Here is a 21473-nt window from a genome sequence, read left to right as displayed (position 1 = left end):
TAAAGGCATATTTCAACTATGGTTTTTGTGGTTCTCCGTGGCGCGCTCAAACCTTCAGCGCCAGCACCCAGTCATCATAGACGCGCCCGCCTACATCGAACTGGCGCGTCCCGATTGTCTCAAATCCCATGCGGTCATAAAAGGCGAGCGCGCGGGTATTGTTCTTGTAGACGCCCAGCAACAGACGGTCGGCGTCGACTGCGCGGGCATGATCAATCCCCGCCTGCAGAAAACGCCGCCCCAAACCCGAGCGATGCAGGCTCGCCAGCACATAGATGCGCTTGATCTCAAGATCGTCAGCGCGCGTTTCAACCGGCAGATCAGGCGCGGTCAGGTGCAGATAGCCCACCGGCGCCGCGCCGGGCGCTTGCTCGGCCAGCCAGAGCGCCTGGCCGGACGTGTCCAGCGCCCGTGCATAGACGTCCGGCGTGTGACGCTCGGCGCAATGGCGGATGATGGCGCCCCCGTCCACGATTCCGGCATAGCTTTCCAGAAATGTCGCCGCCCCCACCAGAGCCAGGGCGTCCTGATCGCCCGAGCGGGCCTGTCGCACTGAAATAGTCATGCAGTGAGTTTTCGCGGGGCTCGTCCGTCAGGGCAATACATTCTTTCCGCGCCAGGCCTTAATCCGGGCGCCGTTTTCTGTTCTATTTTGCTGGCCCGAAGGATTGTGTTTCAGCCTCACCGGCTTGTGACCCCTGTTAATCTGGAAATGGGCTACCTAAATGAACGCGGCGCTGCTCATCCTGTCGGCGCCAAGGCTCGCTGGGGAGTGACACATGGCGAATATGAAATCAGCGCTGACAATGTCGCCGGAAGCCGGTCTGTCGCGATATCTCGCGGAGATCCGCAAATTCCCCATGCTGGAAAAAGACCAGGAGTTCATGCTGGCCAAACGCTGGCAGGAGCATGAAGACTCAGACGCCGCGCACCAGCTGGTCACCTCTCATCTGCGCCTCGTCGCCAAGATCGCCATGGGCTATCGCGGCTATGGCCTGCCGATCGCGGAAGTGATCAGCGAAGGCAATGTGGGCCTGATGCAGGCGGTGAAGAAGTTTGACCCCGACAAGGGCTTCCGCCTGGCCACCTACGCCATGTGGTGGATCCGCGCCTCGATCCAGGAATACATCCTGCGTTCCTGGTCGCTGGTGAAAATGGGCACCACGGCGGCCCAGAAAAAGCTGTTCTTCAATCTGCGCCGGATGAAAAGCCAGATGCGCGCTTTGGAAGAAGGCGATCTGCACCCCGATCAGGTCGAGCATATCGCCACCAAGCTGGGCGTGACCGATGACGACGTCATCTCCATGAACCGGCGCCTGTCCGGCCCCGACGCCTCGCTCAACGCGCCGATGCGCGCGGATGGCGAAGCGGAATGGCAGGACTGGCTGGCCGATGACGATGCGGACGACGCCGAAGAAGAGCTGGCGGAATCTGATGAATTCAGCACCCGCATGACCCTGCTTCAAGAGGCCATGGGCGCGCTCAACGAGCGTGAGCAGAACATCATCCAGGAACGCCGACTGACCGAAGACCCGAAAACCCTCGAAGACCTGGCGCAGGTCTATGGGGTCAGTCGCGAACGCATCCGCCAGATCGAGGTGCGCGCGTTTGAAAAGCTGCAAAATGAAATGAAGCGGCTCGCTGAAGAACGCGGCCTGATGCCCGCCTAGGCGGAAACATCCGTGTTCACAGTCTGAGCTTGAGCCCCGGCCCTGGCGCGCACCACGCCGAGGGTCAGGCACAGCTGCGCCGCGTAATAGGTGACCCAGACAATCACCCCGCCCCAATCCAGGCCGTCTTCAAAGACCAGCACATCGCGGAACCAGCGCATGGCCAGCACGGAATCCGACACCACGAACAACAGAGCGCCGATGACGATCAGATTGGTCCCCTGCACCAGGCCCGCCGCCATCGCCATGACCAGAATGATGCCCAGATAGACGCTGACGGGCACGGTCAACGCCCCCATGCCCGGGCTGAGCCAAAGCCACATGGCGACGCCGAACACGAACAGCCCGCCCGCCAGAACAAGCCCCTCGCGCTTGAGGCCGCCGCCCATCACCATCAGGGCGAAAATGACGATATAAGTGAGATGCGCAGCCCCGAAAAACCCGATCCCGGCCTCGAGCTGCGGCGGACTCATCGCCAGCGCATAATCGCCGCCCGCCGACAGCATCAGGGCCAGCGCCAGCACGGGCGCCCGCTTCAACAGCGCGTAAACACCCAGCAAGATGATCCCCAGCGCCTTGGTCAACGCCAGGCCCGGCATGGAATAGGTGGTCAGGTCCAGGCCCAGATAAATCACCGAGGCCGCCACCGAGACCCACAGATAAATGGGCGCCGCCCAGTCCGGAAACAAAGGCTCGGTGCGAGCGTAGCGATCAGCGACAGGGTCGGTCATAAACAGTCTCGTCATGTTTGGGCGCCATTCAGGTCAAAGGCGTGCCGCTTTCCTGCGCAAGCGTCAAGTCGCCGGGCCATTTTGCAGGCCCCAGAGATTTGTCACATTTCGTCTGATGTGGTTGATATCCCGCCCTTGTCTGGAGTCTTTCGCCGATGATCTTGCCCGCTCTCGCCGCCTCAGCGCTCGCCCTGTCTCCGGCGGAGGGGCTGGAGCCGCCCTATCAGGCATTGCTGACGGCGGCGGCGGCCGAAGAAGACGACGCAATTTTCACCAACGCAGTGAGCGTCTTGGCGCTGACCCGGTCTGCGGAGCGCATTGCCGCAGGGGCCGCGCGGATCTCACACCGCCATGGCGTGACCGCCCGTCGCATTCTGGGCTTGCCGATGGCGCCCGTGACCCCGGCGCCGGAGCCGGCCGTCATCGCCGTCGAGACCGACGCGGCCAGGGACACGGCGCTGGCCGCCAAGCGAGACCCGTTCTGGATCGCGGCGCCGGCCAGCGCCGTTCAGCTGATCAGCCGAGCACACTCTGAACTCTGGACAGGCAAGGTGCGTCTGGGCGTGCGCGCGGATAGCGGCGATACGGAACGTCTGGACTACACGTTGGGTCTGGGCGCGGAACGCGAACTGGTGGGCTGGGGGTTTGAGACCAGCGCGACCTATTCCTATTCCGAAGTCGACGATAATGTGGGCCGGGACGAATTGATTGTGAAAGCCCGCGGGGAACGCGAAGCAGGCGAGCGCTGGACCCTGTTCAGCAATACCGAATGGGAGCGGGACCAGGTGTCGGGCTTTGACTGGACCGGTTTTCTGGGCGTCGGCGCCGGCTATCGCGCCTTACAAGGCGAGAAGGTGGAGTGGACGCTGCGGGCCGCGCCCGGCGTGCGCTATATCAGTGAAGTCGACAATGGCGACTATCTGGAAGGCGCGTTCGACCTGTTGTCGGACATGGAGCTGCAGCTTAGCGGCAGTATGCGCCTGGAATCCGAGACCCGGCTTTTGGCTTCCAACAGCGCACGCGCTGACCAGCTATTCCGTCTGAACACGGATTTGGGCGAGCTTTGGTCCTTGGAAGTGCGCTATCGCTATCGCTATGAATTTGATCCCGAACCCGGGTTTGAGGCCGGTGACAGCCGCACCGACCTCGCCCTGATCCGGGAATTCTAGGCGCGCCCTATTTCTTGACCGGTTCGGGCTTTCCAGGCTTGCCGGGCCCTTGCAGCCGCAAACCGCCATTGCCGATGCGACCGGCCGCGAAATCCTCAACCATCGGCGTCCAGCGGTCTGATCGCGCGGCGATATAGATGAAGGGGCCGTCGGGATTGGAGCGAAAATTTGAATCCGTCGCCACAATACGCCATTCGCCATTGCGCTCGGTCATGAAGGGCGAGCCGGAATCGCCGCGCGTGGTGTCGCAATTATGCGCCATCGTATTGTCGTCAAAGACTTCGATGATGCGGCAATCGAGATTGCCTGACAGGTTTGTGCCGGTGTCCCACGAATAACCCGCCTGACGGATCGGCGCGCGCAAGGCGGCGCGCGATCCTTGATCATCGATCAGCGCTTCATAGCCCACATGGCCCAGCTCCGCGCCCAGCGGCTGGTCCAGACGCAGCAGCGCCCAGTCCGTGCCATCCAGCTCATCGCCCGCGCTGAACGCCGCCTCGTCCCAGTTCTCATCCATCAGATAGTCGACCACGCGCGCGGAACGCGGGCCGTCTGGCAGGTTTTCGCCCGTGCGGAACACGCCAGCGGCGTCGATCCGACTGTTGTCAGAAATGCAATGCGCCGCCGTGATCAGCACATCCTCGCCAATCAAGGTCGCCGTACAGGTCCCGCCGGCATCAAACTCGATATACCCCACCACGCTCCACGGAAACACGCCGGTATCCATCAAAACCCGGTCATCATTACCGAAATAATGATCCTGAATGCTCATCGGGCGCTCGCGGCCAATGCAATCCGCGCGATCAGAGCGCTCTTCACACGCGCCATTGCCGACGCCGGGCTCCTCACAGATTCCGTTAAAAGCCGTGTCGCACTGGTCATTGCGAAAACGCAGCTCGATCAGCGGGCCGCAATCGGTGCGGTCGGTGGCCTGAACGCAGGCGCCGGTGCCGAAGCCCGGCTCATCGCACTCGCCATCATTGGCCCATTGGCAGGAATCATCCTCGACCCCGGCCATCAGTCGCCAGCAATCAGACCGGTCGGTGCCCGCTGTACACGCGCCAGTGCCCAGTCCCGGCTCGTCGCATTCATTGTCATTGGCGTAGCGGCAGCTGTCGTCGCCGGCTACGGCGCTGGCTCCGGCGACAGGGTTGGCGCCCGGCTTGGTCACCTGGTGCAACAGGCGCTGATAATCACGGCTGGAGAACGCGTCAGCCGCGCCTTGCGGCCAGTCGAGTTCCTGAGCGTGCGCGGCGCCCGCAAGCATCATGAGGCCCGCCGCGGCGGCCAAAACGGATTTGATCATATGGTGGTCCCCAGTACGTCTGCGGCGCGCCCCCATGCGCCTTTGACCGACACTATCATTCATCTGGTTGAATAGAACATGAAGGCATAGCCCAGCCCGCGTTCAGGTGCGATCCCCCAAAGTGCTCCCATCAGGCCGCCAGGCCCACGATGAAGGAGAGACACCATGCATATGTTCGCCAAGCTTGCTGCGGCCGCCGCCTTCGCGGGACTGGCCGCCACCGTCGCCCCCTCCGCCGCAATGGCTGAGACGGCGACCGCAGCGACCGCCTCAACCGCGACCGCACAGGGGTATGGCCGCAATCGCGGATATGAACCGCATCATCGCCGCGGGCGCTGGAACGGCCCGGAAGGCCATTTCGTCGTTTACGCCCGCACTTGCCCGGATCTGCGCGAAGATCGCCGAGATCGCCGCTATGACACCGGCTGGCGCGACCGCCGTGAAGACCGCCGCGATCGCCGCGTCATCGACTGCCCGGCGCGTTCATGGGAGTACGTCCCCAGCCGCCGCGAATTGCGCCAGGGCCGCACGGGCGAACGCCTGCGCCCCGACCGCGCCTATCTGGACCGCCGCTCGGGCGAGTTCTTCGCAGAAACCCGCTGGGGCCCGGTGCCTGTCCAAGTCGTAAGAGTCCGCCACGGCCGGGATCGCCATGATCGCAGACGCGGTCACGGATATGGTCGCCACTAATCCACGCTAGATCCGGATCACGCCGTCCAGATACCGTTTGGCGGATCCGACCAGCAACACACGGCCCGCAGCTCCGGCGCGCACGTCCAGCGCGCCCGGGCGCGGGCCGACTTGCCGAGCCTTCAGCGCCGTTTTTCCCAAACGATCAAACCAGTATGGCGCCAGCGTACAATGCGCAGAGCCCGTCACCGGGTCTTCATCCACGCCGCTGGCCGGCCCGAAAAAGCGCGACACGAAATCAGACGCCCGCCCCGGCGCAGTCGCGATGACATTGGTGCGCGTCGCCGCCAGCGCCTTGATGTCGGGATTGAGCCCGACCACCACAGCTTCATCCGCATAGACCAGCATCTGGTAGCGATTGCCGTGCACCCGCTCGATCTCGTAGACGGCTTCTGGCGCGGTCTCGCCCATGGCGGCGATGACAGCGGCGTCGCCCTGCCCCGGCTCGAATCCGATTTGCGGGAAATCCATCTGATACCGGCCAGCCTCCAGCGCGGTGACTTTCAAAAGGCCCGACAGGGTGTGAAAGCGCGCCTCGGGCCCGATCACCCGCCCGGTTTCAAACAGCCAGGCGGCCGAGGCGAGCGTCGCATGCCCGCACAGCTCCACTTCCAACCCCGGCGTGAACCAGCGCAGCGCCCATTGGTCCTTCTCGCCCATGGCCTTCAGATACGCGGTTTCAGACAGATTGTTGGATTGCGCAACGCCCAGAAGGTCCGCATCAGGCAAATCGCGATGCAGCATCACGACGCCTGCCGGATTGCCGGTGTGGGGGGCCTGTCCGTCGGGAAAGGCGTGTATCTCGGCGTAGGGAAATTCCATTAGGGCTCCACCCTGTAGCGTTGCAGGAAGCGGCCATCGAGCCAGCGTTTGAGTGTCAAGGCCGGCTTGCCCTGAAACGCCAGATCGCCATAGCGCGCCAGTCCTGTGCCGTCGCCCACATCCAATATCGACAGCCAGCGCGATTGCGGCGTGTACTGTCGCCGCGCCGGACGCCCCATCGCGGCGTTGATCAGGTTCTGGATCAGAATTGGCGCGGCGCGCACCCCGAACACGCCCAGCTTGGGCCGGGGATGTTTCACCATGCACGCGCAATCGCCAATTGCGAAGACCGCAGCGTCCCCAGTCCAGGATAAATCCGTGTTGATCGGCAAGCCAGTGTCTGGCGCGTCCAGCCCGTCAGGAACATTGGCGCTGAGACCGGTCGCCGCCACAAGTATGTCCACGGGCGCGACCTTGCGCTGCCCGAAATGTACCAGGCCCAGCGATAGATCCTGAACGCGATGGGAAACATACTCCACGCCGCAGCGCGCCATCGCCTCCAACGCCAGACGTCGCGCCCGCTCCGGCCAGCCCGGCATCAGATCAGGCCCGGCGAGCAGGGTTTGCGGCCGTGCGCCCAAGCGCCGCTGCAGACTGGCCATGGACAAGGCGATCTCGACGCCCGTCGCGCCAGCGCCCGCCACAGCAAGCCGCAACTGACCGAGATTGGCCTCCAGCGTTGCGCGCACCCCTGCGAGCGTACTGACAGGTTTGGCCGGTATCGCGCCCGCCGCCAGCAAGGGCGTCTCGGCGATGCGGCTGCCCGTGTTCAAGGACAAGACGTCATAGGCGCGACGCTCGCCGTCTTGCAGCGTCACCGTCCGCGCGTGCGGATCCACCGAAACCACACGCTGGCGCACATGATCAAACGGTCCCTCGAGATCGGACGGATTCAGGCGAGCGGCGTCCGGTTCCAGCGCCCCTGACAATACGCCGGTGGCGGCGCCGGAATACCAGAAGGCGCCCGGATCGATCAGGGTCAGAGACAGACCGGCGTTGGCGAAACGGCGCGCCTGCCTCAGCGCCTCCATATGGGCGTGCCCCGCACCGACCAGCACCACCTGGCGTGTCATGGGGCGTGCGCCTCGGCGTAGACGGCGAGAAAGTCGGCAAATTCCTGCGGGCGGCGCGAGCGGGCGGTGCGCCAGTCATACGCGCCGCCGGGATTGATCACCCGGCCATCGCCATCCGCCACGATAATGGCGGGCGCGCCTTCAACCTTCTCCAAGCCATAGCTGGCCGCCAGATCGATATTCTTGTCATACCGGCCCACATCGATCAGCACCACTTCATAACGCTCGCTCAGAAAGTCCTGCAGTTGCGGCAAAGCGAGCACGCTGGCGAAGCGGCGTGCATCCGGGCACCAGTCCGCGCCAAACACCGCCAGCACGCGCTTGCCCGAGCGGGCGGCGTATTCGGCGTTTCCCAGCGCGCCCCTGGGATCGGGCGCCGAGCCATAAGGCGTCGCCATATCCGCAATTTCAGTCGCGTCAGGTAAAATTGGGCGGTTCATCGGGGCGCTCCGGACTACAGCGTCAAAATCTGTGTCCAAACCTGCGCCCTTCAAGTGGAAAGGTCCAGATTGAGACGGCGCCGCCTGTCGTCACACCTGTGCCAGACGCTGAAAATCACAGTGAAGACGTTACGCCTTGCTTGCCCGCTGGTCGCTCCCTCCGCTACCACCCTCGGCCATGAACAAAGACAGGCCGTCGGCCCGGCTGGCCTTGGGGCCCGTGACGGGCCATATAAGGCTCAAAGAGACGAAGAAGGATATCCCCATGGCGGCGAAAGACACCGGCCTCAGCTTTTCCTGGGAAGACCCGCTGCATCTGCAGCAGCAGCTGAGCGAAGACGAGCGCATGATCGCCGACAGCGCCCGCAGCTATTGCCGCGAAAAGCTGTTGCCGCGCGTGGTCGACGCCTATCGCGAGGAGAGCTTTGATCGCGCCATCATGACCGAGATGGGCGAAATGGGCCTTCTGGGGGCGACCGTGGCCGAGGAATACGGCGGCGCGGGCCTGTCTCATGTGGCCTACGGCCTGATCGCCCGCGAAGTAGAAGCGATTGATTCCGGTTATCGCTCGGCGATGAGCGTGCAATCCTCCCTCGTCATGTATCCGATCGAGGCGTTCGGCACCGAAGAGCAGAAACACAAATACCTGCCCAAGCTCGCCAGCGGCGAATATGTGGGCTGTTTCGGCCTGACCGAGCCCGATGGCGGCTCTGATCCGGGCGCAATGCGCACCACCGCAAAAAAGGTCGATGGCGGCTATGTGCTCAATGGCGCGAAGATGTGGATCACCAACTCGCCGATCTCCGATCTGGCGGTGGTCTGGGCCAAGCTTGACGGCGAAATCCGCGGCTTCATCGTCGACAAGGGCACTAAAGGGTTCGACTGCCCCAAGATCGAAGGCAAGCTGAGCCTGCGCGCCTCCATCACAGGGTCGATCTCGCTCAATGACGCGCTCGTGCCTGAAGAGAACCTGCTGCCGCATGTCAAAGGCCTGCGCGGACCGTTCTCATGCTTGAACAAGGCGCGCTACGGCATCGCCTGGGGCGCTATGGGCGCGGCGGAATTCTGCCTGCACGCGGCCCGCGATTACGCCATGGACCGCGTCGTGTTCGGCAAGCCGATCGCCGGCACCCAGCTGGTGCAAAAGAAACTCGCCGACATGCAGACCGAGATCGCGCTGGGCTATCAAGGCGCGCTGCAGCTGGGACGGCTGATGGATCAAGGCGCCTGGCTGCCCGAAGCCATCTCCATGATGAAGCGTAATAATTGCGGCAAAGCCCTGGCCATCGCCCGCGAGGCGCGCGACATCCATGGCGGCAACGGCATCGCAGAGGAATACCATATCCTGCGCCACGCCATTAATCTGGAGACGGTGAACACCTATGAGGGCACCCATGATGTGCACGCCCTGATCCTGGGCCGCGCCATGACCGGGCTTCAGGCGTTTTCCTGATCCAGCCAATACCTTCGCAACAAAAAACCCCGGCGCCGAAGCGCCGGGGTTTTTTTATAGGGTCTGTCCGAGGATCAGCGCTTATGAGCGCGTTTCCCAGTACGGACGCCGTCCCGTCAGGTTCAACGCCAGCGGATCCGGCCGTGTCAGCCGGCCAGTAGCGAACAGGACGACCAAAGTCAGCGCCATGCCGACCAAGGCCAGAAGGCTTGTCACTTCTGCAGACGCCAAACGCGGCGCCAACACAGCAAAAGCCAACCAGGCGGCGATCAGACCCACACCAACAAGATGAGACATGTGGACCTCCATTGATTGCTCACCGTTATAAAACTGTCACTTTACAGCGCCGGTGTCAAGTTTTTGACAGAACACGGACAATTTTTCGCCCCCGGAGACATTACGCCTCACCCCTAATTTCTTGACGATTAACTGTAATCTGACGCAAGAAACACTTCAGTTTGCAAGACGTTCCAGGGCAAAACCATGCACGATGAACCGGTCTATCTCACCCGACACGACGCGGTCGCGTCCCTGGTGCTCAATCGGCCCGCCAAGCATAATGCGCTGACCGAAGCGATGTGGCGGGAGATTTCCGAACTCTTGGCGGAAGCCGAAGCTGACAGCGACATCCAGGTTCTGGTTGTACGCGGCAAAGGCGGCGCATTTGCGGCGGGCGCGGACATCTCTGAGTTTGAAGACGTTTACGCCACGCCAGAACGGGCCGAAGCCTATTCACACGCTATCGGCGCCGCGCTGGATGGTCTCGCACACTTTCCCAAACCCACGATCGCATCCATTGAAGGGGCCTGTGTGGGCGGCGGCTGCGCGCTCGCGCTGGCCTGTGATCTGCGCTTCGCCGCCCAGGGCGCGCGATTCGGCGTCACCCCGGCGCGGCTGGGGCTTGTGTACCCTTTCAACGACACACGCCGACTGGTGAACGCGGTCGGGTCTGCAGCCGCCAAGGATTTGCTGTTCACCGCGCGGCTGATTGATGCGGAGACCGCCCTGCAGATCGGCCTGATCAACCGGCTGACACCGCCGGCAATCCTCAAGGAAACCGTCAAGGACTATGCCAGCCATATCACCCGCGCCTCCAGCCACACCGCCAAGGTGACCAAACAGATGATCGCCTTGATTGAGGCCGGGCAGGACCAGGATTGCGAACAGACGCGGGCGCTGTTTCTGGAAGCGTTTTCAGGCGAACATTTTCAGGAAGGCTACAAAGCCTTTCTGGACAAACGGCATCCGGATTTTCCCAAGCCCTGATCCTCGTGTTGCCCTGCACCATGCAGGCGCGCCTCGCATTCCTGGATGCAGCGATTATGTTAGCGCGTCTCTTCAGACGGGAGAATCCTGTGTCCGATCATTCAGGCGTAGAACCGATTTCCAGCGCGCCGCGCTATATGACGCTGGCGGAAACCCTTCGCTCCGGGATCGCATCCGGTCATCCGGCGGTCGGCGAGCTTTTACCCACCGAGCACGCGCTCACCGAGCAATACGGCGTCTCACGTCATACCGTGCGTGAAGCGCTGCGCCTGCTGGCCGAGGCGGGTCTGATCGCGCGCCGCCGCGGCGCCGGCACCGTTGTCGTCGCCTCCGAGGCGCGCGCGGGTTTCGCCCAGCGCCTGGGCAGTGTGGACGATCTGATGCAGTACACGCGTGCGGCGCGTCTGAAACCGATCCGTCAGCATACCGGTCCGCTGGACCCCGCGGTCGCGCGCGCCTTCGGCGTGGCGCCGGGCAGCGATTATCTGCATGTGCATGGCTTGCGAGGTCAGCCTGATCGCGCGCCGCTCGCCCTGACGGACATGTATATCCGATCCGATCTGGCGCCGCCGGTGGACGTGTTTGTCGAATTGAATGGCGGCGTTACTGAATGGATGGCGACCGAACGTGGCGCGCCCACCGCCCGGATCGAGCAGACGATCTCAGGCGGGCTTCTGACTGATACTGAAGCTGAAGCGCTCGACGCGGAAGCGGGCACTGCGGTGCTGCGCACCATGCGGCGTTATTACGACAAGGGCGGGCGCATCATCGCCCTGTCCGACACCGTGCATCCGGCGGATCGTTTCACCTATGAAATGACCATGCAGCGCGAAGTGGACTAGCCTATTCCGCCGCCTGATCCCCATGGGAATCTGACAGCATTTCATCGAGAATGGCGCGCGTATCCTCGCCCAGCTTGGGCGCGCGGCGCGTCGGCGTCGGCGCGCCGTTGATCCGGAAGGGGTCGCGGATCATTTTCAGCCCGTCAGGCTTGTCGGGATGCGGCACGGTCTCGATCATATGGCGCGCCTGGGGCGAAGACAGCGCGCACGCCATGGAATTGACCGGCGCCACGGGCGCCACGCCGCCTAAGATCGTCATCCATTCCGCGGTCGTCCGCGTCGACAAGAATGCGTCCAGCTCCTCTTGCAGCTTCGCCCGGTTCACCCGACGCGCCGCCATATCGGCATAGTGCGGATCGTCCAGCAGATCAGGCCGCCCCACCGCTTTGCAGAACGCGCCCCAGAATTTGGGAACCTGGCACATCACAAAAATCCAGCCATCCGCGGTCCGGAAGAGCTGGCTGGGAGCCACCGAAGGGTGGGCGGAGCGTTCCAGCCGCTCAGCGCACTTGCCCTCGTTGAGGAACCAGGTCGCTGAATAGGAGAGCTGGTGCAGGGCCGCGTCAAACAGCGACACGTCCACATCACAGCCCCGGCCCGTGCGCTGGGCGCCCAGCACCGCAGAGACCAGACCCAGCGCCATCATCGTGCCGCCCATATAATCAATCATAGACATGCCAAAGCGCGTGGGCGGCGTGTCCGGCTCTCCGGTCATCGCCATCAAACCCGCCTCGGCCTGCATCAGATAGTCATAGCCGGGCCAGTGCTTGCGCTCGCCCTGCCGGCCATAGGCGGACAGGTGCGCACAGACGATATCGGGCTTCACTGCGCTGAGATGGGCGTAATCCACTTTCAGTTCTGAGGCCTGGTCACCGCGCAGATTGTTCGCGCAGGCGTCCGCGCTCATCACCAGCCGGTCAAAGATCCTGCGATCACCGCGATCCTTGAGATCGAGCGCCATGGAGCGCTTGCCCCGGTTGAAGGTCTGGAAGAATTCGCTGTCATGATCGCCAAGAAAATACGGCCCCGCCAGGCGCGCGCTGTCCCCGCCGACGGACGGGTTTTCGATCTTGATCACGTCCGCCCCCAGAGAGGCCAGCAATTGGGTGCCGTAAGGCCCTGCGCCGTATTGTTCGAGGGTTAGAATTCGAAGACCGCTCAAAGGCTGATGCATGGGGAACCCACAGTCTCACTTTCCATTTCCCGAAAATGTTAACGGAAAGACAGAACGTGGCCAAGCACGTCTACGACTTTAGCGTGAATAGTCTCGAAACCACACGCGCTAACAAGGACTTCGCGGTCCGCTGCAGATGGACACGAGGTCGCATTCCCCTCTCAATTCCCGCCTGCGAATGTGGGTATAGACCCAATCACCGGGAGGAGACCGAGATGAACCATAAACATCGCAAAACCCTGCACGCCCTGTTCGCTCACCCTGAGCCCGCCAACCTCTCGCCGGCCGATGTCGAGCATGTTCTGGTGGAGCTGGGCGCCGAGATCAATGAGCGGTCCGGCGCAAAATTCGCCGTCACTCTGGGCGGCCATACCGCGAATTTCCATCACGCCTCTCACTCCCTGCCCAAGGATGAAGTCCGGCAGATGCGCAAATTCCTGGAATCGGCTGGCGTGGATCCCGAACGCGATTACCCGCTTTAGAGCGGCATGGTTGGACTGGCCCTGCTCGGTGCAGGGTCAGTCCGCCACTAAACGCCTGGGCCCGGCGCCCTGTTTGCTCATTGTGTCGTCGGGATTGTAGAGCTGGCAGGTTTCAAGCGACAGGCAGCCACAGCCGATACAACCGTCAAGCCGGGACCGGATTCGCTCCAGCTCCGCCATGCGCGCATCCACACGCGCCTTGATGCCCGTCGAGATGCGCGCCCAATCCGCCTTGTTCGGCGTCCGTCCTTCAGGCAGTTCATCAAGCGTGCTGCGTATCTCCTCAAGGCTCAGACCCAATTGCTGCGCGATGAGAATAAAGGAGACGCGCCGGATATCAGCGCGCGCAAATCTCCTTTGCCCGGCATTGGTGCGATAGGCATGCACCAGCCCGCCATCAGCGTAATAGCGGATGGCGGACACGGCCACGCCCGTCCTCGCGGACAGCTCTCCAATGGTGAGAAGTTTTTGACGCGGCGCCATCAGATTGTTTTTCCTTGATTTTAAAACCTTGACCTCAAGTTAGCTTGAGAAATTACGATTGCCAACATCACGAGTTTGAGTGTTGGAGCCCCCCATGACCGCCGCCCTTGATTGCCCGCAACCGCATGTCCGCAGCTGGCACGCAGATCGCGCCTTGTCCCAGGCCGCTGGAAGCGCGCTGAAAACCCGCCCCGATTATCGCCATCATGACGCCGCGCTCGAGCGTCTGGACGCGCTCTCACCTGTGCTCACCAATGGCTATTACAATCATGCGCCCATGGTGGTGGAAGCCTTGAGCGCCACGGGGCAAGGGCGCGAAGCGCTGGCATGGCTCGAGCGCGAAGCAAACAGCTTCACCCCGGTCGAAGCCGAGACCAGCCCTATCGATCCAGACGACTGGCGCGGCCTGATCGCCGCCCGCGGCCGCTATGCCGACTGGCGCGCGTACTTTCAGGACGCCCTGGAGACCCAAGCCTGGCGAGACGTCGTCGCCATCTGGGTGAACCGGCTGGCGTTCGGCTTTTCAAGCTCGGCCGCACATGGCGTGCTGCAGACCGCGCACGCTGTGCGCGCCGTGCAGTCTGACGCGACGCCCTTACGCTTGCGCGCGCTGGCAAACGCGTTGGCGGGATGGGCCAGCCTCCATAGCTCGCTCCCCATCAAGGACCAGCCAAACCAGGGCGTTCTGGACGTGTCTGCGGCTTTGAGCTGGGTCAAGCCGTTAAGCGATGACCATGCGCCGGGCGAAGGCGCGATCACCGCCGGATACGCCCAACTGGTCCACGCGCCAGGTTTCGCCGAGGAGGTCAGCCTTGTGGACCTGTCCGGCGATCTGGACGCCCGATTTGACGCGCTCATGACCGAGATGGCGAAACTCTTTCTATCGCTGGCGCGCACGCCCTACACCGTCATCGTGTTCACCCATGCGGTGACCGGGACCGCCGCGGCTCGAACCCTGTCACAGATCGTGCCTGACGCTGTCGGTCGGCACCTCCTGTTCAGGGCCTTTGAACATGGCGCGGCGCTGAAAGCGGCGTTCACGCCACTCGCTCTAAAAAGCGAAGCTCCGCGCAAGGCCCTGCCCCCCGGCGATCCCGCCCGGCGCGCCGCCCGGCATGGCGATGATCACATGATCAAGCTGACCGAAGCTGCACTGGACGCGTACAAGCGCACCCATAACCCTGTGTTTCTGGACGTGATCGCCCAGGCGTTCGCAGTTCTGCCGGCGCCGGACACACACTGACCTGCCGCCCTGACTTGGCGAAAGGGCGTCAGAAGGGGATAAGGCGATATGTCCGCTGTCCTCAGCCCTCTTCTGACCCTGATCTTGCTGGGCGCCCTGATCACCTTGTCGGTGATCGACGCCCGGCGATTCATTCTGCCTGACCGGATCACCTTGCCGCTGATTGCAGGCGGGGTGATCGCGGCGGCGCTTCTGGGCGCCCCGGTCTGGCTGCATGCGCTGGGGGGGATCGCGGGGTATTCCGCGCTGGTGCTGATCGAGAAAAGCTATGAGCGCTTGCGCGGACGGCCCGGGCTGGGGCGGGGTGACGCCAAGCTGTTCGCCGCCGCCGGAACCTGGTGCGGCGCGCTGGCTTTGCCCGCCGTCTTGTTGTTTTCAAGCCTGGCCGCGCTTGTATACGCGCTGAGCCTGAAGCTCATTCTGCGTAAACCCGTCACGGCTGACAGCATGATCGCCTTTGGCCCGTTTCTGGCCTTCGGGATCGGGCTTGTCTGGCTGTTGCAGCGCAGCGGTCTGTCCGGTCCCGCCGGGTTCTAGAGCCGGGACGCAGCGATGCGATCCGATCCCTGACGGCACGAATAGACGCCGCCCAAAGGCCGAACCGTTTCAGAGCCATCGCTTTCGCGCACCCGCAACAAGACATTGGTCAGCCTCGGCCCGGACCCGGTCTCCTCGGCCACCTCGCCGTTCAGGGTGAAGGTCTGCGCGCTGGTAGAGGCCGCATACACCCGGGAAAAGCTTTGCCCCATAACGAAAGCGCCCGATTGGGCCGCCAGCTGCAGCTCGTACACGGCGCCGTCATGAACGATCAGGGCGCGTCTTTCACGTTCGTTTTCAAACACTACAAACGGATGACGCTCGCCGACGCCAAACAGGAAGACGCCGCATGTCCCGTCCGGCAGCGATTGCGGCGGCAGGCTGGTCACCCGCTCTGGCGCGCTCTGAGCCGGGGCAGGCGCCGGGCCGGGCTGAAGGGCGGTCGAGGCGCAAGCGCTCACCGCCAACGCACTCAGACCTGCAATAATCCACCGCATGCTCATCCCTCTCCCATCGCGCCGCTCTCGGCGATCCAGTCCGCGCCCTCAGCCTGAAAGCCCAGCAAGGATAACACCGGACCTGCCGCCGGGTCATGCGGCGTCGCCCGCAACCGATAAGACGGCTGCGGCGCGCTCAGCACGATCCTGCCGTCCAGATCCAGCGTCGGGCCTGATCCTGTCAGACTGAGCGCCACTTGCTCGCCTGCGCAAGACAGCACCATGTCGACGATCGGCAGATCCACATCATAGCGTACGCCCAGATCAGCGAGCGCCGGGCTCATCATCGCGCCCTCCGCCGACAGGCATCGCCCCTCATGATCGAGGCTCACAGACACCCCGTCCAGCTGAACGACGGCGTCACCCGCCAGGGTGAAAGCCGGGATGGCGGCAAGGCCCGGCCAGGCGGACAAGGCGACCACGCCCTGCGCGTCCGCAATGTCGATTCTGTTCGACCCCACACCGATGACGGCACGCCCCTGAACGCGCGGGTCCATGATCTCGGTCTGCACGCGCATCCGGCCAGACAGGAGCGCGCCGGGATCAAGCGCGGTCTGCACCCGCTGAAGCTCCAGATCGCCAACACGCACGCGAAGCGCCTGACCGTTCCAGACATTGCCCTGCACCAGCCCGGCCTGAACGCCGGAGGGGACAAGCGCGTCATAGACCAGACGCGCCGGCGCAGACATCACCAGACCGGCGATCAAAGCGATGACGAACAGCACACCCAGCAAAACGCGCATCAATTCGCCTCGCTTACGCGCCGCAGCGTCAATTGCGCCCGCACCCGCTCATCAGCTTCGCGATCCAGGCTTATCCGTTCCACCACCACGCCCTGCTCGCGCGCCAGAGCGTCTAGCCAGGCCAGCACGGCGTTGGCGTCCGCCTGCTCCATCCGGACGCCCAGACGGCCGTCTTCAAGGGGCTGGACGCGGCTGATCGCCAAAGCGCGCTCGCGCGCCGTGCGATCCGCCAGTGTGCGCAAAGGCTCTTGATCCTGCGGGGCTGTGACTTGAGCGGCCAGCGCGCGATACTCCTCGATCTGGACCAACAGGGTTTCATAGCCTTCCGCCGAGCGGGAGAAGGCCCGCAGAGCATCAGAGCGCCAGCTGATCACCGGCCCCAGAATCCCGAACCAGATCACAGTCAGCGCCAGCAAGGCCGCAAGCCCCGCCAGCAGGATCTGCTCGCGCACGGTCCGCGCCAGAAAGGCCCGTCGCACAGGCGTTAAAACATCTTGCCCGGTCATGGCAGCCTCACCGTAAATTCAGCGGATACGCCCGCCGCGCTCTGACGCGCGCCGCCATCTTCCAGCACCACCCCGCGCGCTTCAGCCGCGCTGCGCAAACGCTCGAAATCACCAAAGCCGGAATAAAGCGCGCTCACCGACAACTCGCCGCGGCTGGCGTCATAGCGCACCGAATCCACCCGCACCTCGTCCACATCGCGCATCATATCCGCCAGCGCGGACGCCAGGGGCAGAAACCCGGTCCCGCCCTCTGCGCCGCCGCGCATCGTATTGAGCGCCTGACGCATTTGCGTTGAAACATTGACGATGCGCGCATCGGGAAACAGCGTGCGAAACGCCTCTGCCTGCGCAGCCTCATAGCGTTCGGCGCGATCATCCAGATAGGCCGCCTGCACCGCCATCAGGGCGGTCGCGCTGATCAAGGCGGTCAGCGCCAGTCCGGCCGCCCAGCGCCAGGGTTTGAGCAGCCCCGCCCAATCAAGGCTAGTGGCGAATTCATCGCCCAGCACGCGCGGCAGGCTTTCAAGCTGTGAGACGGTCAGAGCCGCGGCGGCGAACCGCAGATCCGGCGCCGCTATGCGCGTGATGGAGACCGACGCCTCGCCCTGCGCCACAGGACTGAACTCCAAATCATCACTGATCAGAACACGACGTGGATTGAGGCGGCGTCCGACGCCGGACAGGACCGGAGTCAGAAGGTGCGGCTCGATCGCGCCGCACACCGGATCAGACAACGCCGCATCAAGATCCCGCGCCGGCGCGCTCTCGGCCCCGGCCAGATCGCCCGTCCGCGTCTTGAACACGATCCGATCGCCATAGCTCATCACCGCCAGATCTGCGTCCTGACCATGAAGCGCCAGGGCGTCGCTCAGCGCATACACCGGCTTGACCCAAACCCCCGCGAGCATGTCGCGCCATGTCTTCAGCGCGGTGCGGTCCACCGCCGTCAGCCAGCGTGCGCCATCAGCGCCGACCGGCCCCAAAGCGACTTGCACGTCTTCAAGAGATTGCGCGAGATGATCTTCTATCAAGAAGGGCGCCGCCCGACGCGCATCCCGTTCAGACTGGCCCGGCACCGGCAGTCGGCGCACGAACACATCTTCAGCCGGCAGCAGCACGACCGCATGGTCGATCTGCGCTGACTGGGGCGGCTCCAGCACCTCGCCCGGCGACAGAACGCCTTCTGCGATCACCGCCCCCGACCGGATCACGCTCCAGCGCAGACCTGGCTGTTGCGCACTGGCGCAGGGCGGCTGAAGGATCAGCACGTCAGTCATCAAAAGGCTCCAAAGCGCTGGCTGCGGCGGCGCAGATCATTGCTGTCGCGCAGCTCGGCCAGCTGCTCAAGTTGAAATTGCGTATCGGCGAGACGCACGCTCACCTCCATCTGAAACCATTGGCTGCGCAAGCCCAACCGCGTCTTCGCCGCATCGCTCAGCTCCAGCGAAGCGATCAGAGGGTCAGCCCAGACTTCCTCCAGGCTCTCATACCCGGCGGGCGGGCGGCGAAACAGCACAGTCTCTGCGTCGCCCGGGGTCAGGCCGGCATCAAGCAGCACCGCCAACAGCACAGCGCGCTCCAGCGACACGGTGTTGACGTTGAGCGGCGGCTGCTCAGACACGGGCAGGACGCACAAATAGGGTTGGTAGAGCGCATACAGCTCTGGCGTCATAACCGGCAGGGCGCGCAATTCCTCCAGCTCGACAAAGCGCTGATTGGCGGCCCGATAAGGCGGCGTGAATGCGGCGTAAGCGCGATCTTCCGCGCCGCCCGGCTCTGTGGAGCCATCTATGTCCATCCAGTCTATGATCTGGGCGAGCACGCTTTCGGCCTCGCCCGGCCGAACGCCGATTTCAGTGGACAGACGCAGAAAGCCCTGACGCAAACGTTCGGTTTCCAGCTGCGCCGCCTCGGCTTCGAGCGAGTCCAAGCCCGAGGTTTCAGGCCGCACCAGAGCGTTGATGTTCAGACAATTGTTGTGATCAAAGACCTGCCCGACCACCTGACCGGTCTCCAGCGGGAACACCACCGGACCCGCCAGCCATGCCTCGTCAGGGCGCATGACGGCGCGGCCGGGCTCACCGGCGTTCAGGAAAGCCGCTTCGGCCAGCTCCCGGGCGCCGCGCGCCGTCCACAGGGCCTGGGCGCGCTGGTCGATCTGGGCGGTCCTGAAGGCCGTAAAACGCGTCACATCCATCAACTGCACCGCCACCGCCGCCATCAGCGCGACCAGCAACAGAGCGGCGATGAGCGCCGTGCCGCGCTCTGAGCTTGGGTCTGTCCGCCGCGCGCTCATGCGCCCCGCTCCGCTGTGGGCGACAAGACCACATGCTCCATCGGTCCGAGCTCGGCCTGCGTATAAGACAGGCGCAGCGCGCGCGGGCCCTGGCTGGTCCCCTCACTGTTTGGAACAGGCCGAACCTGGACGATATCGGTCCACACCGCGCCCATCAGCGCTGACAGGCGCAAATCGGAAACGCCCGACGCGATCAGCTGGCGCACCGGAGTCGCGCCGCGCGCCTGATCCGGATACGCGCCCGCTTCACGCCAGAGCTCATCGCCGTCATAAATCCACGCCACGCGCTGCAGCCCCGAACGCGGCTGAAGACCGCCCGGATTGGCCCAGCCCGTGCGCGTCAGAACCAGAATTTCCCGCGCTTCGCCCTCACGCGCCGGCGCCAGCGGATCGGCGCCCGCGATATCGAGCGCGAACAGGCGCGGATCAGTCAGGCCGTCTTCATCGCGCGCCGTGCGCATCACCATCTGGCCCACATCCTCGGCCATCAGCGCATGAATACGCTGCACCGCCGCCAGATCAGACACTACGGCTTCAGACGTCTCCTTCGCGCGTAAAGACGTGGTCAGAAGGCCAACGCTGATCGCACTGATCAGGGCGAAGACCATGACGGCCGCCAGCACTTCGACCAGCGAAAACCCGGCTTCACGACGCCCGTTCATGACGTCCTCCGCAGGGTTTCAAGCGCCTGATAGACGGCTTCAGTCTCAGGGTCGGAGATCACCAGTCGCAATCGCACAAGATCGGGCTGGCCGGTGGATTCAATCTCCAGCGCCCAAGCGAAAGCCTGCCCGCCCAGCGCATATTCGCCGCTACGCTCGCGCATCTGGCCGGGGTCTGAATCGAGGATCTGTTCGCTGAGAAGGTTCTGCGCCGCGATTTGCGCCAGCGTCATCTCCCGCGCCAGGGCAGCGGAGCGCGTGGACGTGGTCAGCGCATTCATCAACGCCACGCCCGCCAGCGCCAGGATCGTCAGCGCCGCCAGCATTTCAATCAGCGAAAACCCCGCTTGCAGACGCTCGTTCATGATGGCGTCTCCGGCGTTTGAGGATCAACAAGGCTCAGATGCCCCTGCCCGTCCCGCGCAATGCGGCGCACGCCCTGCGCGCTGCGCAATTCATAGGCGAAGGGTTGGTCAAAGCCCGTGGGATCAAACCAGACCTCAGGCATGGCGACGTCCGGGCCGCCGGTGGACAGACCGGACTCGCCCCGCCTCGCGATGGCGCCGGACTGCACGCTCAGCATCAGATCAGGATCTTCAAACCGGTGCGCGTCAAAGGCCGGATGGTCTGTGCGCACGCGCCAGAGGTCGCCTTCGAACTGGAAGAACTGATAGCCGCGCCCGTCGGGGCGCGCCGCAAAGCCCACATGCCGCCCCGTCACCAGCGCATCCTGCCGCGCTTCATTGAGCGCCCGCACCAGCGCCTCGCCCTCAATCTGTTCGGGCGCGTCTTCAGGGCGCAGCATCACCACGGCCACGCCCGTCACCAGCGCGATGATCGCCAGCGCCGCCAGCGTCTCCACCAGCGAGACGCCCGCCTGACAGGATCGGGGCGCAGTCCGGGTCACTACGTCTCTTCAGTCCAGTTGCCGATATCAGCGTCTTCGCCCTCACCGCCTTCACGACCGTCCGCGCCATAGGTCCAGACGTCAAAACGGCCATGCTCGCCGGGATGGAGATAGAGAAACTCATTGCCCCAGGGGTCTGTCGGCAAATTGTTGATGAAGCCGCCTTCGGGAAACCGGGTCGCCAGACGGGCATCAGACGGCGGGGTCACCAGCGCGTCCAGCCCTTCGTCGGTGCCGGGATACCGCCCCATGCGCAGACGATAGGTCTCCAGCGCCTGCTCAAGCTGGCTGATCTGGGTGGTGGCGGTCGAGGAGTTCGCTTGGCCGAGCATGGGGAGGACGTTCATGGTGATGATCGTGGCCAGGAGCCCGATGATCACCACCACCACCATCACCTCCACCAGGCTCAGCCCGGCTTCGTCATCCTCGAGACGGCGCGCGTCATGATCTTTGAGCAGCATGTCTCAGTCTCCTTGCTGGC

The 21473-nt window shown here is 63.9% G+C and carries 27 protein-coding genes; 9 read left to right on the top strand and 18 right to left on the bottom strand.

The window, feature by feature from the left end; genetic code table 11:
- Positions 1 to 46: 46 nt before the first annotated feature.
- On the bottom strand, positions 47 to 565 hold the full coding sequence (locus tag ACQ66J_RS09265) for a GNAT family N-acetyltransferase (protein WP_430431397.1): 519 nt from the start codon (positions 563 to 565) through the stop codon (positions 47 to 49).
- Positions 566 to 779: 214 nt separating this feature from the next.
- On the opposite strand from ACQ66J_RS09265, the gene rpoH reads away from it, so the two are divergent.
- A complete protein-coding gene (rpoH, locus tag ACQ66J_RS09260; RefSeq protein WP_430431396.1) occupies positions 780 to 1670 on the top strand; it encodes an RNA polymerase sigma factor RpoH in 891 nt (296 codons plus the stop codon).
- Here the strand turns inward: rpoH and ACQ66J_RS09255 are convergent.
- Positions 1667 to 2401 carry a lysoplasmalogenase gene (locus ACQ66J_RS09255; protein WP_430431395.1) on the bottom strand — a complete coding sequence of 245 codons (735 nt, stop codon included), beginning with the start codon at positions 2399 to 2401 and terminating at the stop codon, positions 1667 to 1669. The genes rpoH and ACQ66J_RS09255 overlap by 4 nt on opposite strands.
- A gap of 155 nt (positions 2402 to 2556) precedes the next feature.
- On the opposite strand from ACQ66J_RS09255, the gene ACQ66J_RS09250 reads away from it, so the two are divergent.
- Complete coding sequence (locus ACQ66J_RS09250) at positions 2557 to 3570, top strand: DUF481 domain-containing protein (RefSeq protein WP_375550047.1); 1014 nt, start codon at positions 2557 to 2559, stop codon at positions 3568 to 3570.
- Positions 3571 to 3577: 7 nt separating this feature from the next.
- Here ACQ66J_RS09250 and ACQ66J_RS09245 read toward each other — a convergent pair whose 3' ends face one another.
- A complete protein-coding gene (locus ACQ66J_RS09245) occupies positions 3578 to 4876 on the bottom strand; it encodes a trypsin-like serine peptidase (protein WP_430431394.1) in 1299 nt (432 codons plus the stop codon).
- 165 nt (positions 4877 to 5041) lie between these two features.
- Between ACQ66J_RS09245 and ACQ66J_RS09240 the strand changes: the two genes are divergently transcribed.
- Positions 5042 to 5566 (top strand): hypothetical protein, encoded by a 525-nt coding sequence (locus ACQ66J_RS09240; RefSeq protein WP_430431393.1) that lies wholly within the window; start codon positions 5042 to 5044, stop codon positions 5564 to 5566.
- 6 nt (positions 5567 to 5572) lie between these two features.
- Here ACQ66J_RS09240 and ACQ66J_RS09235 read toward each other — a convergent pair whose 3' ends face one another.
- Genes ACQ66J_RS09235 through ACQ66J_RS09225 form a run of 3 tightly spaced genes read right to left on the bottom strand, consistent with a single transcriptional unit; the run spans position 5573 to position 7901 of the window.
- A complete protein-coding gene (locus ACQ66J_RS09235) occupies positions 5573 to 6388 on the bottom strand; it encodes a PhzF family phenazine biosynthesis protein (RefSeq protein WP_430431392.1) in 816 nt (271 codons plus the stop codon).
- Positions 6388 to 7461, bottom strand: a complete 1074-nt coding sequence (locus ACQ66J_RS09230; protein ID WP_430431391.1) for an NAD(P)/FAD-dependent oxidoreductase — start codon at positions 7459 to 7461, stop codon at positions 6388 to 6390. Before ACQ66J_RS09230 ends, ACQ66J_RS09235 begins: the two co-directional genes overlap by 1 nt.
- Positions 7458 to 7901, bottom strand: a complete 444-nt coding sequence (locus ACQ66J_RS09225) for a thioredoxin family protein (protein WP_430431390.1) — start codon at positions 7899 to 7901, stop codon at positions 7458 to 7460. The genes ACQ66J_RS09230 and ACQ66J_RS09225 overlap by 4 nt, the downstream gene beginning before the upstream one ends.
- Before the next feature lie 265 nt (positions 7902 to 8166).
- Between ACQ66J_RS09225 and ACQ66J_RS09220 the strand changes: the two genes are divergently transcribed.
- Entirely contained in the window at positions 8167 to 9354 is a 1188-nt protein-coding gene (locus ACQ66J_RS09220; protein WP_375550053.1) for an acyl-CoA dehydrogenase, read from the top strand.
- A gap of 81 nt (positions 9355 to 9435) precedes the next feature.
- On the opposite strand, the gene ACQ66J_RS09215 is transcribed toward ACQ66J_RS09220, so the two are convergent.
- On the bottom strand, positions 9436 to 9651 hold the full coding sequence (locus ACQ66J_RS09215; protein WP_375550054.1) for a hypothetical protein: 216 nt from the start codon (positions 9649 to 9651) through the stop codon (positions 9436 to 9438).
- A 186-nt stretch (positions 9652 to 9837) separates the two neighbouring features.
- On the opposite strand from ACQ66J_RS09215, the gene ACQ66J_RS09210 reads away from it, so the two are divergent.
- Together ACQ66J_RS09210 and ACQ66J_RS09205 are read left to right on the top strand one after the other, a co-directional pair.
- The gene (locus ACQ66J_RS09210) at positions 9838 to 10620 is read left to right on the top strand and encodes an enoyl-CoA hydratase/isomerase family protein (RefSeq protein ID WP_430431389.1); all 783 of its coding nucleotides are present in this window, start codon (positions 9838 to 9840) and stop codon (positions 10618 to 10620) included.
- Positions 10621 to 10709: 89 nt separating this feature from the next.
- Entirely contained in the window at positions 10710 to 11462 is a 753-nt protein-coding gene (locus tag ACQ66J_RS09205) for a GntR family transcriptional regulator (protein WP_022701278.1), read from the top strand.
- Position 11463: 1 nt separating this feature from the next.
- On the opposite strand, the gene ACQ66J_RS09200 is transcribed toward ACQ66J_RS09205, so the two are convergent.
- Positions 11464 to 12636 (bottom strand): CaiB/BaiF CoA transferase family protein, encoded by a 1173-nt coding sequence (locus ACQ66J_RS09200; RefSeq protein ID WP_430431388.1) that lies wholly within the window; start codon positions 12634 to 12636, stop codon positions 11464 to 11466.
- A 215-nt stretch (positions 12637 to 12851) separates the two neighbouring features.
- On the opposite strand from ACQ66J_RS09200, the gene ACQ66J_RS09195 reads away from it, so the two are divergent.
- Positions 12852 to 13118, top strand: coding sequence for a hypothetical protein (locus ACQ66J_RS09195; RefSeq protein WP_375550057.1), 267 nt, complete (start codon positions 12852 to 12854; stop codon positions 13116 to 13118).
- 36 nt (positions 13119 to 13154) lie between these two features.
- On the opposite strand, the gene soxR is transcribed toward ACQ66J_RS09195, so the two are convergent.
- Positions 13155 to 13601, bottom strand: a complete 447-nt coding sequence (gene soxR / locus ACQ66J_RS09190; RefSeq protein ID WP_430431387.1) for a redox-sensitive transcriptional activator SoxR — start codon at positions 13599 to 13601, stop codon at positions 13155 to 13157.
- A gap of 94 nt (positions 13602 to 13695) precedes the next feature.
- On the opposite strand from soxR, the gene ACQ66J_RS09185 reads away from it, so the two are divergent.
- Both ACQ66J_RS09185 and ACQ66J_RS09180 read left to right on the top strand, forming a co-directional pair.
- Positions 13696 to 14844, top strand: a complete 1149-nt coding sequence (locus ACQ66J_RS09185; RefSeq protein ID WP_430431386.1) for a questin oxidase family protein — start codon at positions 13696 to 13698, stop codon at positions 14842 to 14844.
- A gap of 48 nt (positions 14845 to 14892) precedes the next feature.
- Positions 14893 to 15381 carry a prepilin peptidase gene (locus ACQ66J_RS09180; protein ID WP_430431385.1) on the top strand — a complete coding sequence of 163 codons (489 nt, stop codon included), beginning with the start codon at positions 14893 to 14895 and terminating at the stop codon, positions 15379 to 15381.
- Here the strand turns inward: ACQ66J_RS09180 and ACQ66J_RS09175 are convergent.
- The 9 genes from ACQ66J_RS09175 to gspG are packed head-to-tail and all read right to left on the bottom strand — an operon-like array spanning position 15378 to position 21453.
- Positions 15378 to 15878, bottom strand: a complete 501-nt coding sequence (locus ACQ66J_RS09175; protein ID WP_430431384.1) for a hypothetical protein — start codon at positions 15876 to 15878, stop codon at positions 15378 to 15380. The genes ACQ66J_RS09180 and ACQ66J_RS09175 overlap by 4 nt on opposite strands.
- A gap of 2 nt (positions 15879 to 15880) precedes the next feature.
- Positions 15881 to 16621 carry a type II secretion system protein N gene (gspN, locus tag ACQ66J_RS09170; protein ID WP_430431383.1) on the bottom strand — a complete coding sequence of 247 codons (741 nt, stop codon included), beginning with the start codon at positions 16619 to 16621 and terminating at the stop codon, positions 15881 to 15883.
- Positions 16621 to 17127: a type II secretion system protein GspM gene (gspM, locus tag ACQ66J_RS09165; RefSeq protein WP_430431382.1), complete on the bottom strand. Its 507-nt coding sequence runs from the start codon at positions 17125 to 17127 to the stop codon at positions 16621 to 16623. The genes gspN and gspM overlap by 1 nt, the downstream gene beginning before the upstream one ends.
- Positions 17124 to 18404 (bottom strand): type II secretion system protein GspL, encoded by a 1281-nt coding sequence (gspL, locus tag ACQ66J_RS09160; protein ID WP_430431381.1) that lies wholly within the window; start codon positions 18402 to 18404, stop codon positions 17124 to 17126. The genes gspM and gspL overlap by 4 nt, the downstream gene beginning before the upstream one ends.
- Positions 18404 to 19423 (bottom strand): type II secretion system minor pseudopilin GspK, encoded by a 1020-nt coding sequence (gspK, locus tag ACQ66J_RS09155; RefSeq protein WP_430431380.1) that lies wholly within the window; start codon positions 19421 to 19423, stop codon positions 18404 to 18406. The genes gspL and gspK overlap by 1 nt, the downstream gene beginning before the upstream one ends.
- The gene (gene gspJ / locus ACQ66J_RS09150; RefSeq protein WP_430431379.1) at positions 19420 to 20085 is read right to left on the bottom strand and encodes a type II secretion system minor pseudopilin GspJ; all 666 of its coding nucleotides are present in this window, start codon (positions 20083 to 20085) and stop codon (positions 19420 to 19422) included. The genes gspK and gspJ overlap by 4 nt, the downstream gene beginning before the upstream one ends.
- On the bottom strand, positions 20082 to 20450 hold the full coding sequence (gene gspI, locus ACQ66J_RS09145; RefSeq protein ID WP_430431378.1) for a type II secretion system minor pseudopilin GspI: 369 nt from the start codon (positions 20448 to 20450) through the stop codon (positions 20082 to 20084). Before gspI ends, gspJ begins: the two co-directional genes overlap by 4 nt.
- A complete protein-coding gene (locus tag ACQ66J_RS09140) occupies positions 20447 to 20992 on the bottom strand; it encodes a GspH/FimT family pseudopilin (RefSeq protein WP_430431377.1) in 546 nt (181 codons plus the stop codon). The genes gspI and ACQ66J_RS09140 overlap by 4 nt, the downstream gene beginning before the upstream one ends.
- Positions 20992 to 21453, bottom strand: coding sequence for a type II secretion system major pseudopilin GspG (gspG, locus tag ACQ66J_RS09135; protein WP_375550069.1), 462 nt, complete (start codon positions 21451 to 21453; stop codon positions 20992 to 20994). Before gspG ends, ACQ66J_RS09140 begins: the two co-directional genes overlap by 1 nt.
- Positions 21454 to 21473 lie beyond the last annotated feature (20 nt).

Source organism: Oceanicaulis sp. (genome assembly GCF_965284345.1).
In the GTDB taxonomy this organism is placed as follows: domain Bacteria; phylum Pseudomonadota; class Alphaproteobacteria; order Caulobacterales; family Maricaulaceae; genus Oceanicaulis; species Oceanicaulis alexandrii_A.
Note: the sequence above shows the minus strand (reverse complement) of the source record. Positions and strands in the feature narration are given on the sequence as shown.